Here is a 16,430-nt window from a genome sequence, read left to right on the forward strand (position 1 = left end):
TGGACTTGAGCCACAGAGAAGCCTCACTTAATATCGGCGATAAAGGCATTGGACGATCGGATGGCAACATTCATCTCGCGAATAAGGACATCGATTTCACCCTTGAGATCGGCAAATTCGGACTGCAGAGAGCCGATCGCCTGGGCATTGAGATTATGTTTTAAGAACAAGACATTATCGCGGAAAATTTTCAGCACCGGCGCCATGGTCGCCTCGGCCCGATGCATACTGGCGAGCATTTCCTTATATCTCTTCTGCGTCACTTTCAGTTTTTCCGCACTGGACCGGCGAAGCTCTTTATTCTGGTACTCTTTAAGCTCCTGCTGCCATTCGTCAAAGAGGTCTTCGGCAACCGACTCAACACTATCGATACGGCTGGAAACCTTTCCGGCCGCTTGCTTGCTTTTTTCATATTCGTCATTGAGCTTGTCGTAGGCCTTTTTCAGGTCCGTCTCCCGCAATTTTACCACCGAATCAAATTGTTCGAGTGCCGATTTAAACTGCTCCTGGGCCTCTGCCTGGGAATCCCGGGCATCTTCAACCCGATCGACCATGATGTCCCGCTTATGTATTCCGACCTTTTCCATGGCATTGTAATAGGTTGAAGAACAGCCGCTGAAAAAGAGCAGGACAAAAACCAGCATCAGTATGCCGAGATATTTTTCTTCTGGTCTTCTTTTTACCATTGTGTCTTCCCTCCTGTTTTTTTAGTAACATGATTTATCATTGAAATAACTTTTGTGTTCTGTATCATACCCGTATCATACTCATAAGGGTCTCTTCCTGCAAAACTCTTGTTCCCTTTTCACACTTCCGTTACAAATGATGACCGAAAAAGAGCAACACCATGACTCCAGCCATCAACGCCGCCAAAAAAAAGAAAATCGCCTACAAGGTCCACCAATACAGTCATGATCCGACCCACGAATCCTATGGCAGAGAGGCGGCGGAAAAACTTGGTGTTGCCGCGGAAAGGGTCTATAAAACCCTGGTAGTCCAGCTCGATGACGGCAAGCTGGCCGTAGCCGTCCTCCCGGTATCATCGATGCTCGGCATGAAACATATCGCCAAGGCGGTAGGTGCGAAAAAAGCGGCAATGGCCGATAGGGATGTGGTTGAAAGGACGACCGGCTACGTTCTCGGCGGCGTCAGCCCGCTGGGGCAGAAAAAAAGGTTACTGACGGTGATTGACAGCTCGGCCAAGGAATTCCCGACTATCTTTGTCAGCGCCGGACGCCGCGGACTGGATATAGAGCTCAGTCCAGCCGATCTTGCCGCACTGACGGCGGCAACGTTTGCCGAAATCCGCCAGTAGCCGCCAGACCAAACAGCTATCGGCGGCAGCATACCATAACTGGAAAAGGAGATAAGCTGCGGCTGGCGGCTTAATGCATCGGATAGACAGGAGGATCCAGCAAAACCTCTCGTTTCCGGCAGTCCCTAGCGGGCAAAAAAAAAGGTGCACCCGTCAGGGTGCACCTTTTTTTCCTTCAGCACATCAAAATGTTACGAAAAGGTATGGCAACTGATACAGTCATAGCCTTTTTCTTTGACATGCTTCGTATGTCCTTCAGAATACCAGGACTTGTTCTCATGACAGCTGCTGCAAACACCCTGTTTCACGCCGGTGGGCTCCGGAGTATGACAACTGCTGCAGCTTACGTCCTGGCGATGCTTATTGTGCATGGCCTCAAACTGCAGACTCTTCTTGTCATGGCAGAGATCACATGCTTTTACAGACGCTGGTACCTGGTGATAGCCCAGGGCATCAAAGGGAAGCATACCGGACCCATCAGGGGTCGAGCCGGAGTTATCATGACACTCTGTACAGGAAGGGGCATTTTCCTTTGGTTCAACCCCGTGCGTAATCAGCATTTCGGCATCAGCCTGAACCATCGAATACGACCCGCTCATGCCCTGCTCCTCCATGCCTTTTTGCACCGCCACATCAAAATCGCCGGTCATAAACATCCACATGATGACAGGCGGGATGACCTTGCCGGTTCCCTCTTGCCAGGGCATGGATGAATAATGTCTTTTGATCGGCACGAGGACCGATCTACCGTCAAAAGGTCGGCCGTTCGCCTTGGCCATATGCAGAACACCTGTCTCGTCGGGAGTAATCGTTTCCCCGATATTGTAGACATAGGAGGTTCCGTCAAACCAGACATATTCCGGTTTGACGTTGGCGGCCTTCACTTCCTCGCCGACGAAGCCACCCTGACCGGAACAGAACGCCGGGTTCCAGGTGGGCTTATCCCAGTCTCTGGACATTTCCGTCGCCCCGCCCTTGGCATATTCGCGGATATGACACACCTGGCAGCTGACCTGCCCCTGGGCATGTCTGTTCAAGGTAGCATTGGAATGCGGGGCTTCATTATGACAGGACTGACAGGTCGGTGGTGCTGCTTCGGTCTGACGCAGGTCGATACCGCGTCCGCCGATCTTGTGATTGAGGGCCGAGTGACAGTCGACACAGGAAAGATTGGCGCCGTCTTTGGCCAGATGGACGTCCTGGGCAACGGTGGCATTGGCGGAATTGAGACCTATGTCCCCCCGCTTGACCCAATCGCCGCCGCCGGCCGTGGCATGACAACGCAGACAGGAAGCATTGGTCGGCATATGCACCGTCCTGGCTATACTGACCATATTGGTACCGGCAGGCATTTTCGCAAAATCTGGCTCGGTGGTGTAATTGCCCTGTGCATCTTCCTTGCCGAAAACATAGCTTTTCTCTTCTCCGAGATAGTCAGTTACGGTGACGGGGTTAGCCTCATCAGCAACAAATTTTCGCTGATAGGTGTCATTATGACACATCAAACAATCAACATCCTCCGGTTGCGGAGAATCCGGCGCATTGCCGTCAGCCCGAACATGGCAGGAAAAGCAGGCCCCTTTTGAGGACATGGCGTAGGTGCAGAAGGTGTTGATGCCATCGACACCTTTTCCCAGCGCCTCACCATTGGTGTTGGTTAAATCAGGCGTCGGACCGGACCATTGCATATGCAGGCTGTCAAGCATCTCAGACGCCTCCTCCTGATGGCAGGCGATGCAGGTTGCCGGACCATTGTATTCGGTTATGGTATTGTGGGCAGCAATGGGGCCGTCGATTGGTGGATCAGTGGCCGGCGGTGGCTCGACCGGTGGGTCAACCGGTGGCTCGACCGGCTCAGTTGATGATGCGGCGACAACAAAGTCAGCAGTCTGCCCGGTTCGAAATTTTTGATCCTGCAGTTCACATTTGAACTTCCAGTTTCCACCTTGGGCAGTCAGAGGAATGACATAATCGTAGCTGGCGGTGACTCCGTCAATCGCCATGTTATTTTTGGAAACTACTGTCATTCCCAGTGAATTTTTTATCTCTATCTTGGCTGAACGTAACGCACCAGGCCACGCCCCGCCTTCAGTACACTGGAAACGCACACTTTCGCCGACGACCCCCTGTTCAGGGCTTGTCGACATCTGGATATACCGATCAGCAGCATAACAACTGCTGCTCATCAAGATACCTAAACCTATTGCAATGACAATCTTTTTCATACAACTCTCCTGGGTTTTTTGTTAGTGAAGCCCAAACTTCCTCAGCAACAGGGCTCCCCTTGGACGCACACCACTCTGTGGTAATTAGCAAGCAAAACAGATGCCACATTGTATTTGTTTAGCTATTTAGTATATTCTTTGATTCTTACCTATCACAGCGTCACCGCCCAGACAAACCCGAAGGAGTTTTCAGTTCCCTTTATAGCCAGCAACTTAAGACCCACAACGTATCACATCACCAAACACATGCCAGATAAAGATCTGCATGCGGTGCTGGTCACGAAATGGACATGTTGAAAAAAGCAACGAAAGTTGCCGTGCGCAAAATTTGCACACGGCCGTTTAGCTGTCAGACAGATTTTACCCACCATTCTTTTTGATGGGTGAGCGACGAATTGATGGGAAAGAGCGAGAAGGAATCAAGTGTGAGGGAGGGTCTTGCATCTGAAGAAGGGTACGGCAGCCTCAATCCCCGGCGCAGGGTCCGTTGGCAAAGTCGGCGAGCGGGTAAAACTCACCGCAACAGACGTTGCGGTGAGAAAAATAAACAGTTTTATTTCCCTGGCTTGTTACTTTTTCTTGCCCTTACCGCCGCCGGTGCTCCCGCCGGAAACGACACTGGTCGCCGCCGACTCCTCACCTTCCAGGCCAAGAACCGTCACGGTTCCAGGATCCTGGGCAACGCCGCCAACAGAAATCTGCCACTTGGATTTCTTCCTATCCCACTGCATTGCTCCGTACCCGTCGAGTTGAAGTCCGGCATCCCGCCCCAGGCTGCTGGTGGCCTCCACGGTGAGAATCTGCTCGTTGACACTGTAGCCTGCCAAAATAATTTCGATGGTCAGGTCAAAGCCGTTGCAGTCCTGATCGACTCCGTCCCTGTTGATTTCCGGGGCGCCGGGATAAACAGATGCCAGCGTGTCATTACAGTCCAGTATACTTTGATCGACTGCATCGGCACAGAAACCATCCCCGTCATTGTCGATACATTGGGGTTGATTCGCACTCAGCCAGTTGTATGCCGCCATGACATCGAGCAGACCATGGCCGTTATCGTTATCAGGACCAAGCACCCCCAGATCCTGGGCCGATTCTTTCAAAGCCGACTCAACATCACCAATGCTCCGGGACGGATCGGCACTTAACAACAGGCCCATCGCCCCAGTCACATGGGGCGCGGCAAAGGATGTGCCTTGAACAGAGGTATAATAACCACCTTTATCCGCCGTGTATATACTCTCGCCGGGTGCCATCACCTCCGGATAGATACCGCCGTCACAGGTGGAGGGACCGCGGGCACTGAAATTCGAGACAACCAGCGTCTGGCCGACTGCCCCCGTGGCAATGCTTTCCGAATAGTTGGCTGGGCTTTCACTGCTGGCGTCATAGGGACCGCTGTTACCGCCGGAAAACACCACTCCGATCTGCGCTGCTTTGAGCGCTTGAATATCTAAGAGAAACTCGCCGAAACAACTATTTACAAGCTGATTATATCCCCAGGAATTATTGACTACGTCCGGCGCATCATTGGTTGTCGGATTATCGTCGGGATCCATCAGCCACTGGAAACCAGAGTGAATGACACTGTAGCTTGCCTGTCCGACATCATTAAATATCTTCACTGCTATCCACTGCGCCCCCGAGGCCACGCCAATGGTTGAGCCGCCAGCGGATCCACCAACCATTATGCCCATGACCTGGGTACCATGACCGGTGCGGTCATAGGGGGTCGAATGTTCCCCGTTTGGATCATACCAGCTGTTCGAACCGCCGCGCCACCGGGCGCTCAGGTCCGGGTGATTGCCGTCCACACCGGTATCCATATTCGCCAGTACCGTTCCCGCGCCGGTATGGCCGAGGGACCACATTTGCGGGGCATTTATGGCCTCAACATTCCATTTGGGCAGGATCACGCTATCGGCAACCGGCGCGCTCATGCTCAGCACAGTATCCAGGCTGATCATCTCTATTCCATCCATGCCGGCCAGTTGTTCGATGATGCCGGCCGGTACTGTTACCGCCAGGCCATTGAAAACCCAGAATAATGTGATTTTTTTGATCTTGTTCTGCTGCAAAAAATCTTTAACTGGCTTTTGCGTTTTCTCTGCCTTATCCTTGAGGGCCTTGATTATTTTGCTCCTTAGCAGCGCTTTATCCTTGTCCTTTATTTTCTTCAGATCAACTTGGTCGGCAAGAGTGACAATAACCGCTATCTCTTCGTCAGGGTCGACATTGGCCAGGAGTTCTTCAAGGTCTGGAGTTATGTTCCCGGCCATGGAGAAAACCGGGGCCAGAAAAAGCACCAGTATTCCATATATCAGGTACGACTGTAATCTTTTCATAAAAACCCCCTTTTGTTACCGCGCGACAGTTACTGCACGACAATATTTTCCGCCCGGAAGTCGCCGATAACCACGGTCACCAGTGCGCCTGGTTTGACCAGGCCCTGATTGCCGAAAAGCACGAAATAAACCCGGTCCTGCTTGGGCTTGCCGTTCCGAACGGTGGCTCGCATGGGACCGACCTTAGCTGTGGTCGGTACGGACAGCACCTTGCCGCTTGCCTGATCAATCAGATAGGGTTTATTTCTGCGGTCGACAAGGGGCATAGCCTTGTCCGGGTTCTTGATTCGATAGCGGAAATCGAGCATATGGCCGTTGGCCGAAGTCCTCAGACTTTCAACCTTGACGCCCCATTGCTCTTCCATGGTTATTTTTTTCTGCTCACTTCCGGCAGGTATATTTTCCACCTTTGTCGCCCAGCTGGTTGACAGAAAAAAAACCACAGCAAGACCGACAGCGAGGGCAAGCCTGAAGCCTGGGTGGAAGATTGTTGGCAAGCGCTGTATGCAGCTCTTTATTAGTTGAGTCATTGGTTTTCTTCCTCTATCTTATATTTACGGCAGGGTATCCCTTATCCATTGGGTATCCCCTGCCGGATTTAATGCTGCAGTTACCTGGTCACGTTGATCCGGACAGTGGCCACATTGGAGGTCGCTCCATCATCGTCGTCCACGGTATACTGCAAGGTATCCGTACCGCGGAAGCCGGGGTTCGGCGGACTATAGGTAATGGTGCCGTTACCGTTGTTGACCACGGTGCCGCCTCGCTGAGTGGTTCCGCCGGTGGTTATCACTACCGAGGCAGGGTCAATAGTTCCATCGGCATCCGTATCATTGGCGACGATGTCATAATCAACCAATGGAGTATTGCGTGGAGTCGACGCTGTGTCATCGTTGGCCACCGGCGGTTCATTTGCTACCGCCCCGGTCACGGTAATGGTCACCGTAACGACATTGCTGGCAATGCTGCCATCGTTGGCCACATAGTCAAAAGTCTCGGTCGAACCGACTGCACCGGCAGGTGTATAGGCAAAGGAGCCGTCAGTATTCAAAGTTAGTCCTGCTGGTGGTGTTCCAGAGGCTACTGCTGTCAGTGGATCTCCATCGACATCGCTATCATTTGCCAGCACGCCTGGAGCCGCAACGCTAAGTGTGGTTCCGGCAACCGCATCATAACCATCGGCTACAGCCACCGGCGCATCATTTACCGGTGTTACCGTAATGGTCACGGTAGCGGCAACGGAGTTCGGGCCACCCGCTCCATCATTGGCCGCATAGGTGAACGAATCGCTGCCATTGAAATCGGCATAGGGGCTGTAACTAAATGAGCCATCTGCTGCCAGACCAAGAACCCCATTGGAGGCTCCGCTCATCAGCACAGCCTGTGCCGCATCGGTGTCATTGTCGAGCACACCAGGGAACGTGCCATCACCTGCTGTCGCCGTCAGCACACCATCCTCAGCCACCGAGTATGCATCATTCACCGCTTCAGGTGCTCCTGCAACTGCTCCAGCGCTGATATTGACAACCAGCCCCCCGTTGGTCAAATGGCCCGCCCGGTCGTACAGCGGGTAGGTACCGGGAGAACCGACATTGACAATCGCATCAAAGGTCTTGCCGGCAGTCAGCTCGATGCCGTACTGGGTCAACGGATAGGGAGAGAGATTGCCGTCCTCGGCGATCACATCCATGTAGAGCCCGCCGCCGAAGGTGGGAGCAAAGGTCTGCAGCCCCGCGTTGACAAAGCGCAGTAACACATCTTCGCTGACGTTGATGTTGATCGGCAGATTCGCCGGAGCATAGGACTGGCCGTTGATCAGGAAATATTGCGGACTCCAGCTACTCACCCGGGCTCCACCAAAACCGGCGGGGTCGGCATTGAGGGCCGGGTCGATCTCGCTGAACAGCAGCACCTCCTCCTGGGCCACCACCGGATAGGTCGGACCGCTGACCACCAGGGCGCCGTAAAGGCCCATGGGTATCTGGGTACGAATATCGGTGCCGCTCTGGTAGAGATGCGTACCCTCTTTTGCGGTCCAGCTGTAACTGCCGCTTGCACCGGAGGCCACGGTCACATCAAAGGAGGTGAGTCGCTCACGCCCCTGTCCGTCGGCAACGAGCTGTGGCGACAAAAGCTTCGCCATACCGGGTATGAAGATCGATACCGGCACGCTCAGGGCATTAGTCAGGTTGATGGTCAAGGTTTCACCCACAACATCAGTTAATACCGGCCCAGGCAGGGTCGCAAGACCAGTCGTGCAGGATCCGCTTGCGGTTATATCGGCATACCCCCAGATCGGAACAATAGTGCCGTCCGGCATGGTAACAGTACCATCCGAGGCGCACAGATCATAGGTCGCGGCCAGGGAGGGGCCGGCCGTCAAGGTGACGGCTAGCAGCGCCAGCAAAGCGCCCTTCACTACTTTTTTTCCATTGTTATATTTCATAGCATTTCCCTCCTCTCCTTAATCAATAGGCGTGCCCGGAGGCTCCACCACCATCATCGTCATCATGCCGCCGGGAAAGATGTCCCAGTTGGTGAGCTCCTTCTCCGTATGCGAGTGCCACATGAAGAAGTAGCCGCCATGAGGATTAAGACCACCCTCGCCAGGAGGCAAGGGTTCACCGCCGCCCATGTAGGGACTGCCGGACCACCAGCCGCCAAAGGCTAGGCTCTGGGTCTCGGGCAGGACGACCGGGAACTTCTTGTTGTGATCGGCGCACCATTCCATGGGGTAGTCAGAGCCGGCGTCCGCATAGCCGTCGAGATCCACGTCAATGCAGTTGTGCTCAGGCATTCCGTCCAGCGTGGAACCGTAGATATCCCAGCCCAGCTTTTCGCCGGTCCAGGAAAAAAGTGCGTCGACGGTCTGGCCGGGGACAGACAGGGTGGTAAACTTGCCACGTTGCAGGTCCGGTGCAAGTCCATTCGAACTGAGCAGTCTGCCGTAACGGGCGATTTCCCAGTAATGATTACCGTGCAGGTGAAGCGGGTGCTGGTCCAGATCCCCGCCGATAATCCGCACGAGGATTTTCTGGCCGGGGGTGATGCGCGGCGTGCAGTTATAGGGTTGGTGCGGCAGATAGGGAACAAAAGGATCGACCAGGACGTCCGGGGCGGCGCGGCCGTTGATCATCCAGTACACCGCTGTGCGCTCCGCCATATTGATCTCAGCAAAACGATTCTGTTCAGCCAGCTGATGGATCAGCGGGTCAATCGAGGTGAGCAGGAACAGCACCTCATGGTCGAAAGAGGTATCCGCGCTGTTATATGCCTGAGTGGCAGTAGCCGGCCGGACAATAATGGCGCCCAGCAGCCCCATCTCAATCTGCAGCCCCTGGTTGGTACCGCTGTAGTACATATAGGTACCCGGTTCGGAGGCGGTGAAACTATAGATTACCGGAGCCGCATCGCCCGGACAGGCCTCCTGCGTCAGCATCCCGGGGTTGCCGCCACTGGCCATGACCGTATGGCCGGGAAAGACCATCGAGGTACACTGCCCGAAGGGCAGGCTGCTGGTCAGATTAATAGTAACGACATCGCCCTGGTCCAGGATCAGGGTCGGTCCGGGATATTGGGGCAGGTCAACACCTTCATTGTTGTCGAGATCCTGATAGCCCCAGAAATGGACGGAGCCGCCATCGGCGATACTCAACTCGCCGGATCCGGCGGTAAAATTAAAACTGGTCGGCCCGCTGATGCCGTCGATCCAGGCCCTGGCCCCGGCGCTTCCGGCTGCAAACAGCAATGCCGCCATAACCGTGACCGTGAGGACCCAGGGACTGCGGGGTTTTATATGCAATATCTTCATAATGATTCTCCTCATAGCTTATCATTGAATCACGATTTTGGTCATCATGCCGCCGGTGGGCGCATTCTCGTCGTAATTGGCCAAATAGTGCAGGTTGGCGGCATACAGGTAGTATTCGCCGGGAGCAACCCCCGCGGTATCGAGTATGACGTCAGCCGACATGCCACCGCCCATGGTCACCGAGTTGGTGGTGTAGTGCAAATTCTCACCGCTGGTACTGCGCAGCTGCTTGGCATCGATGCCCACCACCTCCATTGGAATGGACGGACTCATAAGGGTATGCACAGCAGTGATATTGAGATTGGACAGCCGCAGCAAGACCTTCTGGCCGGCGGTGGCGGTGATCAGGGAGGATTCCACCTGTGACTGGATGCCGGGGTTTTCCGGCGGCGCCGGTAACGCACCAGGGTTCACGGTGTCAGGATATCCCCGACCATTGATCATCGGATAACGATCCCACATCAGGGCAAAAGGCAGGGGCTGGACTTCCCAGCTGGCATCATGGAAGTCGGGATCGAAACCGCCGAGCTGCAGCGGATACTCCACATCATATCCGGTTGAGCCATCACCGTCGTTGTAGGCGAACTTGCCGGACGGGTAGAGGCTCGTGTCATTCTGCGCGGCCCGAACATAGAGGTTGCCAAGCATACCCATCTGCATATGCTCGGTAGCCTCCACATGGCAGTGGTACATAAAGGTTCCCGGCTCTTCCAGGTGATAAAAATAGGTCAGGGTCGCTCCCATCATAATAGAGATTCCCGACTCGGGCAGGCCGTCAAACACCGTCGAGGACTGGGGAAAGCCATGGAAATGCACGGTGTGTGGATCAAAAAGGTCCGGACGGATAACCATGCCGACGTTGGTCAGGCTGAGATAGAAATCCTTGCCCTGATCAACCACTATCGCCGGCGCCGGCCAGGCGGCGGCCAGCATGCCCTGCTGCATGACCTCTGCTTCCGGAGTTCCAGTGACGTCAGCAAAGCCGAATATATATTGCGGATAGCCGTCGGCCATAGTGGCAAACCCGTCACCGCCGGTGAGATGCATGCACTGGACATTCATGGCAGCCGCATCCTCTACCTCGTTGTATCTATTTGCCTGTGGCCCGGTGCTGACGATATCCAGGCAATCCCCGTCACCGTTACGGTCACACGGACACTGAATATCGACAACCGCTCCGGATGTCGCGGCAAAACCAAACAGCAGCGAAGCCACCAGGAACGGGACAGAATATCTTTTTTGTATCTTCATAATCGTACTCCTTTCATATTCTTTACCTCCGGGCAGGCGATTCACCTGCCCGGAAGGGTTATTACCTCCTGTTACAGCTCGTCTGCGCCGCTATCCGAGGCTCCCGTTGTTGGTCGAGGATCGCCATCAAAATCAGGGCTTATCCCGTTAATTCCCAAATTCAGTGCCGGCGACCCGGACTGGATATGGTAATCACCGAACAGGGTACCCGGATCGCCATCAGCTACAACCGGATCGTCATACAACGACAGTGGTCCAAAGCCCGGACGGATAAAGTTACCGCCCTCGTCAAAGGCCGCCGGCGTCTGGATGCCGGTATTTATCTCGGTTTGGAGGACAGCCGAGCGAGCGCCGTTGAGGTATTCCCGCACAAATGAGGGATCGGTACCGACAAGATTGGTCCCATCAGCTGTCAGTCCGGCGAGATCATCGTACACCACGGTGTTTCCACCAGGGCAAGTCAAACCTCCACTGACATCCGGACAGATCCCGTATGTCGAGGTGCAGCCCGAGTCACCGGGGGTACATCCTGAGGCATCATCCACCCAGAAGAAGAACTGCCGATTGTGCCAGATGATGTTATTGGCAAAACTCGTCGGTGCAGCCCCCTGAACAGCGACACCAGCGCCGGGCTGCGGCGTGGACTGGTTGGGGCTTCCGGGTGCGAACGCCTCGCCCGCCGTCGCCAGGCTATCGTTATTGGCAATGGTGTTGTTCTTAATCGATACATTCGAGCCATTCTGCACAGAGATACCGCCCGCGGCAAGCCCTGCCACGTTGTTGGCGATCATGTTATTAAAAAGTTCGACCTGTGACGACGCACCGACACTCGCCAGGGATACGCCGCCACCATTACCGGCACCGGCCGAGTTGCCCTGAATCAGGTTACGAAGCGCTTGGACACTGCCTGCTCCCGGACTCAATGCTCCAGGGGTCAGTGGAGGTGCTCCGCCAATAAACAGGCCGCCGCCCGAGACGGTCTGGCCCTGGAAAAAGCTCTCGTTGAAGATGATCTTATTATCGGCGATGAGCGGAATGTTGCCACCAGGATTACTGCCCTGGCCCGGAACACTGGTACTCAGGCCGATATGGCCTATACCACCACCGCCGGCGGTGGAGAAGTTGCCGCATACCCAGTTCTCGGTGACTGCGTAGGAGTCGGAGCCGGTACACATGGAGATACCGCCACCGGCGCCGCCGAGCCCGCCGTTAAAGACCAGCTGGTTATGATGAATAGAGACGAAATCGTTGTCGCCATCGATATAGAACAGGTTGTCCGGATCGGTGAGCAGCGGATGGCCGACACGGATACCGCCGCCGTAGAAACCGCTGTTATTGGCGATACGGTTGTTGGAGATCTGCAGGTAATCGGTATAGCCGTTGGCGATGATGCCGCCGCCGGTATCGGCGCTCCTTATAGTAAAGCCGTCGATTCTGGCTCCCTGGTTTCTACCTTGATCGAACCTGCTGTTACCGCTTGCCTTGGCGAGCACCAGGACACCGGCACCCTCCTCGGTAAAGAGCTGGGTCGGTTCAGGTGCTGCCAGGCCCACTTCCTGACCGGGAAGCAGATCAATATCACCTCTGGTTATGAGACTATCGACCAGCAGTCGCCAGTCCTCCAGCTTATCGGCCGGAGCCTTGATGGCATTGATGGTTGTCGAGCCTTCACCCCAGCCCTGGAGCTGAACCGGCTTCCACATAACGACTATCTCGTTATACTGGCCGGGTGCTACCAGAATCAGGTCGTTGGCATTTGCCGCATTTATGGCTGCCTGAATTGATCCACCCGCGGCCACGTTACGAACCGCACTGCCTTGTCGCAGGCCCACCTGAACGGTGACACCGGCGACGGTTTCCTGACCATTGTCCCGGGTAACGGTCAGCTGGCGACCGCCCATGGAGCCAAGCGGGCCTAAAAGCGGGCCTACAAGGGTGCCGGCATCAACGGTGCAAGTGATTGGCTCACCCCAGGTGCAGTTAAGCGCCCCGAGGTCTCCCAGGGTAACCGTTCCAGCAGTCGCTCCGAAACCGAAATCACGGGTGACGAACTTATTGACGGTATCTGAACCTGCAGGACACACGCCCGCAGCAGGGTTGCAGTACTCTGGATTCTGGACCTGCTCTTGGCCCATAGAAGTAATGGTTATGGTCTGATCGCCGCTGATAAATACACCGCGGCCTGCCTGTGGACCGCTGGTGACGGAATAGGTTGGCATATACGGTCCACCACCGTTAACCGAGACGCTGTAAATCCTCGGCGTACCGTCCGGATACTCGCAGTCAAGCGGGAACTGGTCAGGGCCGGTAAAGGCAGCGACCGGTACCACCGGGGTATCGAGATAGGTGGTTACACCCGGCATATACTGGAAAGTATAACAGAAGGTGCTGTAGAGCTGATTCCAGTTGGAGTCGGGATTATTGGGGTCATCGCCCGGATCGTTCATGCAGGTGGTCAGCATATTGGGCGACATGCCGCTTGGCTGCGGCAGGTTGGCCGTAATCGTCGAGGGCGCCAGGAAATTATACAGCCCGTATTGATCGGACAGTGTTTTGCCGATCATCCGGCCGGTAAAATCACGAATGGTGACCGGGACGAACGGAGGTGCATATTTCTCACCAAAGTTCGGTGAATTGGGGTCGAATTCATTCTGGGTATCATCGAGGATAAAACCGAGAGCATGGGCTGCCACCGGAACCTCGGTAAAGAGCGAGAAATCGGCTGCAGCATTGGCGCCCGCGCTTAAGTTGACCAGTTTTTGATCGCAGAGCGGTCGAAAATTAGCTGGTTGATCACCCACGTACACGCCGTTCTGCCATACGAAAGGTGATTCAATCTGCTGGTCCGGAAAGAGCGTCAAGTAAGGTGGAACCATGGTCGGAGTGCCGACACAGGGAGGTGGCAGCAATTCCGGTACCGGATTGTACTCATCACCGAAATCGACGTTTTTGTCCTCGGGCTTGATGATCTCATAGCCAGGAGGCGGTATCACCTGGACAACATACTCGCCGACCGTCATAGGACCTACCGGGGCAACGCCGCCATCCGAACAGAGCACATTTCCATCCACATCAGTGAAGGGGTTTCCATCCGGGTCGAGCGCCATGCCATCTGCACAAACTGCATCGAACGCATAACCACCGTCAAATACCGCCGGTCTTGCCTGATTAAACATGCGCAGACCATCCCAACAGTCCTGCGGGAAGGGTCCGATACCGCCAACACCGTCAGGGTCAAACATATAAGGCGCACCGCTGTCGCCGTACTTGCAACCGGTGGGAATCGAAGCATCCCAGCTGTCGGTGGTGGTTGTGTTGAGCAGGATACTACCAGTTGCGTCGTAGAGGTTAACGGTCACACCGGGGATACCCGGCTCCCAAACCTCGGCAACGGCATAGGTGGGGTCGTTCTCGGCACGGGTCACCGCATAGAAAACAATACCGGAGATACCGCCGTTCTCGCCGTCGGGATAATGTTGCTTGCCCCACAAGAAAGCATTTGTCTGGCCGATAAAGCCTTGAAAACCTTGGGTCAGGACCGGGCCACGTTCGATGCGGTATTTGTCGGTCTCTAAGCATATCGTCGGATTAGCAGCACAGAAAGGGTCAACCGGATTAAGCTGATCCTGCGGATTAATTGTCCGGCCAAAGGTCCAGTCAAGGCCATCTAACGGCGGTTCCTCACCACCTGTCCCGTCAATCGGTCCACCGTTGTCAACGACCACGGTCAGACCTGTTGCCTTATTGCGGACGAAGTCAACTTCGGCGACCAGCCAGGAAAAAAACGGGAAGACCTGGTCAAAAGCATAGGCACCCGCACCATCTGAAACATTACCCTGGTAAATTGTACCGTCACGCCAGCGCAGGTTGAAACCGGTCTCCAGCGCGGCAGGACCTTCATCAGGATCCCAGAAACCGTCGCCGTTATTATCATTGAACGCCCGATGCTCCTGGCGATGGAACCACTGGAAGACCGGCAGTTCGCCGATATTGCAGGAGCCGGTGGGCGTGCTGCAGACCCCGTCGACAATGCTCACTCCATGGAAACCGAAGATAAGGTCGAGGGCTGAATCCCAGACCACTACCTGATAGTTGCCATCCGGAACGCTGGGAATTGAAAAGCTACAGTCCGGCCCGGTCGCTGCTGCGTATATCCCTGTGCCGATACCGACCGCCATATCATTAAGGCCTATCCATGGTGTGGTATGGCCGAAGCAGGCGCCGTTATAGAAAGCGTAATCAGGAGGCCGCGACATATGCTGGTTGACCACCGTACCGCTGATCGTGGCACCGCCACCGCCGGGGATATTGTTAAACGGCTGGACAAAACCGATAAAAACGTGGTAGCCCGGAGGGCCGAACTCGGCAAAGAACGGCGGTTCACCGGCCTTCACCCAGGCATCGATGACCTTGGTACCCTCGATGGTCGCAGTCTGCTGCCAGTTCTGACCGGCAGGCGGTACCGCCTGGATGCCGTACTTGCCGGGGGCCAGGTTCTTGATAGTCAGGCGACCGTCGGGACCGGTGATCAGCGGACTAAAGCCGGCAATAGTGCCGTCTGGGTTATAGGTGGTGCCCAGCGGGTTGCCGAAGGCATCCTGACTCTGCACGCCAGCCGAGGCGCCGTAGCGGCCGCCGGCATCTTCAACGAGAATTTGAAAACCGCTCATATCGGTCTGCCCGGGACCGGTGCCAGGTTCTTCCGTCGGCAGGTCAGGGGCGTTGTTAATCGGAGCGTTGTCGTGAAATATCAGGATGGTGATTTGCGCGGTCTCGATCGGATACTGGTTGACGAAAACAGTGGTTGGCGGGATATTGCCCGAGTTGTCGGTCTTAAATGACGCTCCGCCGATAGAGGCACCGGAACGGGGAACGACCGAAACATAGTAATGGGTGTTCGGTTGCAATGTTGTAATCCCCACTTCATTGCAGACGAAATCTGGCGCAATCAAATCATCAAAGCCGACACAGCCCTTGCCGACTACCGGCATATAGCTCTGATGGAAGCCGACCGCCAAGGTCTCGCCGCCGGGGTGGCCGTCATTGCCCTGGTCCCAATTGGGATCAAAGGCTGTTGGGATCGCGGCTCCGCTGCCATCGGTCTGGACATGGTAGGTCTTGTCCTGCTCGACCAGCCAGCGGTATGCCGGTACGGATGATTCAGTGCCATCCGGGGCCACGCCTGTAACACTCAAGCCCGGCAGATTCGCAGCCTGCCCCCGTACCGTAAAGGCCATAATCATTATGAATACCAGCAGCAGACTGGTGCTGAACGGTATTCCACGGTTATTAATTACTTTTTCTTTCATACCCTCACCTCCACGAAGCTTGTTGATTGGTGATTTTTATGAGCGAACCTCATCGACTGCAGTGATCGTGTACCGTTATCACTGCACAGCACAGGATTCGGGCTAATACGGCTGAATCCATACATTTTTTCAATCGTTGTCGCCTGTTGTTTTTGTATTGCCATGTTCCCCTCCTCT

The 16,430-nt window shown here is 55.1% G+C and carries 10 protein-coding genes; 1 reads left to right on the top strand and 9 read right to left on the bottom strand.

The window, feature by feature from the left end; all coding sequences use genetic code 11:
- Positions 1 to 23 precede the first annotated feature (23 nt).
- Positions 24 to 686 (bottom strand): DUF2959 domain-containing protein, encoded by a 663-nt coding sequence (locus ACYQ8U_RS17100; RefSeq protein ID WP_459946775.1) that lies wholly within the window; start codon positions 684 to 686, stop codon positions 24 to 26.
- A 161-nt stretch (positions 687 to 847) separates the two neighbouring features.
- Here ACYQ8U_RS17100 and ybaK point away from each other — a divergent pair, with 161 nt between their 5' ends.
- Positions 848 to 1,315 (top strand): Cys-tRNA(Pro) deacylase, encoded by a 468-nt coding sequence (gene ybaK / locus ACYQ8U_RS17105; RefSeq protein ID WP_459946776.1) that lies wholly within the window; start codon positions 848 to 850, stop codon positions 1,313 to 1,315.
- Between the two features lie 191 nt (positions 1,316 to 1,506).
- Here ybaK and ACYQ8U_RS17110 read toward each other — a convergent pair whose 3' ends face one another.
- The 8 genes from ACYQ8U_RS17110 to ACYQ8U_RS17145 form a co-directional block, all read right to left on the bottom strand.
- Positions 1,507 to 3,540, bottom strand: a complete 2,034-nt coding sequence (locus tag ACYQ8U_RS17110) for a hypothetical protein (protein ID WP_459946777.1) — start codon at positions 3,538 to 3,540, stop codon at positions 1,507 to 1,509.
- Positions 3,541 to 4,109: 569 nt separating this feature from the next.
- A complete protein-coding gene (locus ACYQ8U_RS17115) occupies positions 4,110 to 5,882 on the bottom strand; it encodes a S8 family serine peptidase (RefSeq protein WP_459946778.1) in 1,773 nt (590 codons plus the stop codon).
- A 29-nt stretch (positions 5,883 to 5,911) separates the two neighbouring features.
- Entirely contained in the window at positions 5,912 to 6,412 is a 501-nt protein-coding gene (locus ACYQ8U_RS17120) for a hypothetical protein (RefSeq protein ID WP_459946779.1), read from the bottom strand.
- A gap of 80 nt (positions 6,413 to 6,492) precedes the next feature.
- On the bottom strand, positions 6,493 to 8,328 hold the full coding sequence (locus ACYQ8U_RS17125; protein WP_459946780.1) for a cadherin-like domain-containing protein: 1,836 nt from the start codon (positions 8,326 to 8,328) through the stop codon (positions 6,493 to 6,495).
- 18 nt (positions 8,329 to 8,346) lie between these two features.
- Positions 8,347 to 9,693, bottom strand: a complete 1,347-nt coding sequence (locus tag ACYQ8U_RS17130) for a multicopper oxidase domain-containing protein (protein WP_459946781.1) — start codon at positions 9,691 to 9,693, stop codon at positions 8,347 to 8,349.
- Between the two features lie 21 nt (positions 9,694 to 9,714).
- Positions 9,715 to 10,944 carry a multicopper oxidase domain-containing protein gene (locus ACYQ8U_RS17135; protein WP_459946782.1) on the bottom strand — a complete coding sequence of 410 codons (1,230 nt, stop codon included), beginning with the start codon at positions 10,942 to 10,944 and terminating at the stop codon, positions 9,715 to 9,717.
- 71 nt (positions 10,945 to 11,015) lie between these two features.
- Entirely contained in the window at positions 11,016 to 16,253 is a 5,238-nt protein-coding gene (locus ACYQ8U_RS17140) for a right-handed parallel beta-helix repeat-containing protein (protein ID WP_459946783.1), read from the bottom strand.
- Positions 16,250 to 16,417 (bottom strand): hypothetical protein, encoded by a 168-nt coding sequence (locus tag ACYQ8U_RS17145; RefSeq protein ID WP_459946784.1) that lies wholly within the window; start codon positions 16,415 to 16,417, stop codon positions 16,250 to 16,252. Before ACYQ8U_RS17145 ends, ACYQ8U_RS17140 begins: the two co-directional genes overlap by 4 nt.
- Between the last annotated feature and the right edge of the window lie 13 nt (positions 16,418 to 16,430).

It is taken from the genome of Desulfocastanea catecholica, from assembly GCF_054657295.1.

What these genes read in the sequence shown, in the direction of transcription:
- ACYQ8U_RS17110 (WP_459946777.1), bottom strand. Translation starts at nt 3,540, where the DNA reads ATGAAAAAGATTGTCATTGCAATAGGTTTAGGTATCTTGATGAGCAGC.
- ACYQ8U_RS17130 (WP_459946781.1), bottom strand. Translation starts at nt 9,693, where the DNA reads ATGAAGATATTGCATATAAAACCCCGCAGTCCCTGGGTCCTCACGGTC.
- ACYQ8U_RS17115 (WP_459946778.1), bottom strand. Translation starts at nt 5,882, where the DNA reads ATGAAAAGATTACAGTCGTACCTGATATATGGAATACTGGTGCTTTTT.
- ACYQ8U_RS17140 (WP_459946783.1), bottom strand. Translation starts at nt 16,253, where the DNA reads ATGAAAGAAAAAGTAATTAATAACCGTGGAATACCGTTCAGCACCAGT.
- ACYQ8U_RS17145 (WP_459946784.1), bottom strand. Translation starts at nt 16,417, where the DNA reads ATGGCAATACAAAAACAACAGGCGACAACGATTGAAAAAATGTATGGA.
- ACYQ8U_RS17135 (WP_459946782.1), bottom strand. Translation starts at nt 10,944, where the DNA reads ATGAAGATACAAAAAAGATATTCTGTCCCGTTCCTGGTGGCTTCGCTG.
- ACYQ8U_RS17100 (WP_459946775.1), bottom strand. Translation starts at nt 686, where the DNA reads ATGGTAAAAAGAAGACCAGAAGAAAAATATCTCGGCATACTGATGCTG.
- ACYQ8U_RS17125 (WP_459946780.1), bottom strand. Translation starts at nt 8,328, where the DNA reads ATGAAATATAACAATGGAAAAAAAGTAGTGAAGGGCGCTTTGCTGGCG.
- ybaK (WP_459946776.1), top strand. Translation starts at nt 848, where the DNA reads ATGACTCCAGCCATCAACGCCGCCAAAAAAAAGAAAATCGCCTACAAG.
- ACYQ8U_RS17120 (WP_459946779.1), bottom strand. Translation starts at nt 6,412, where the DNA reads ATGACTCAACTAATAAAGAGCTGCATACAGCGCTTGCCAACAATCTTC.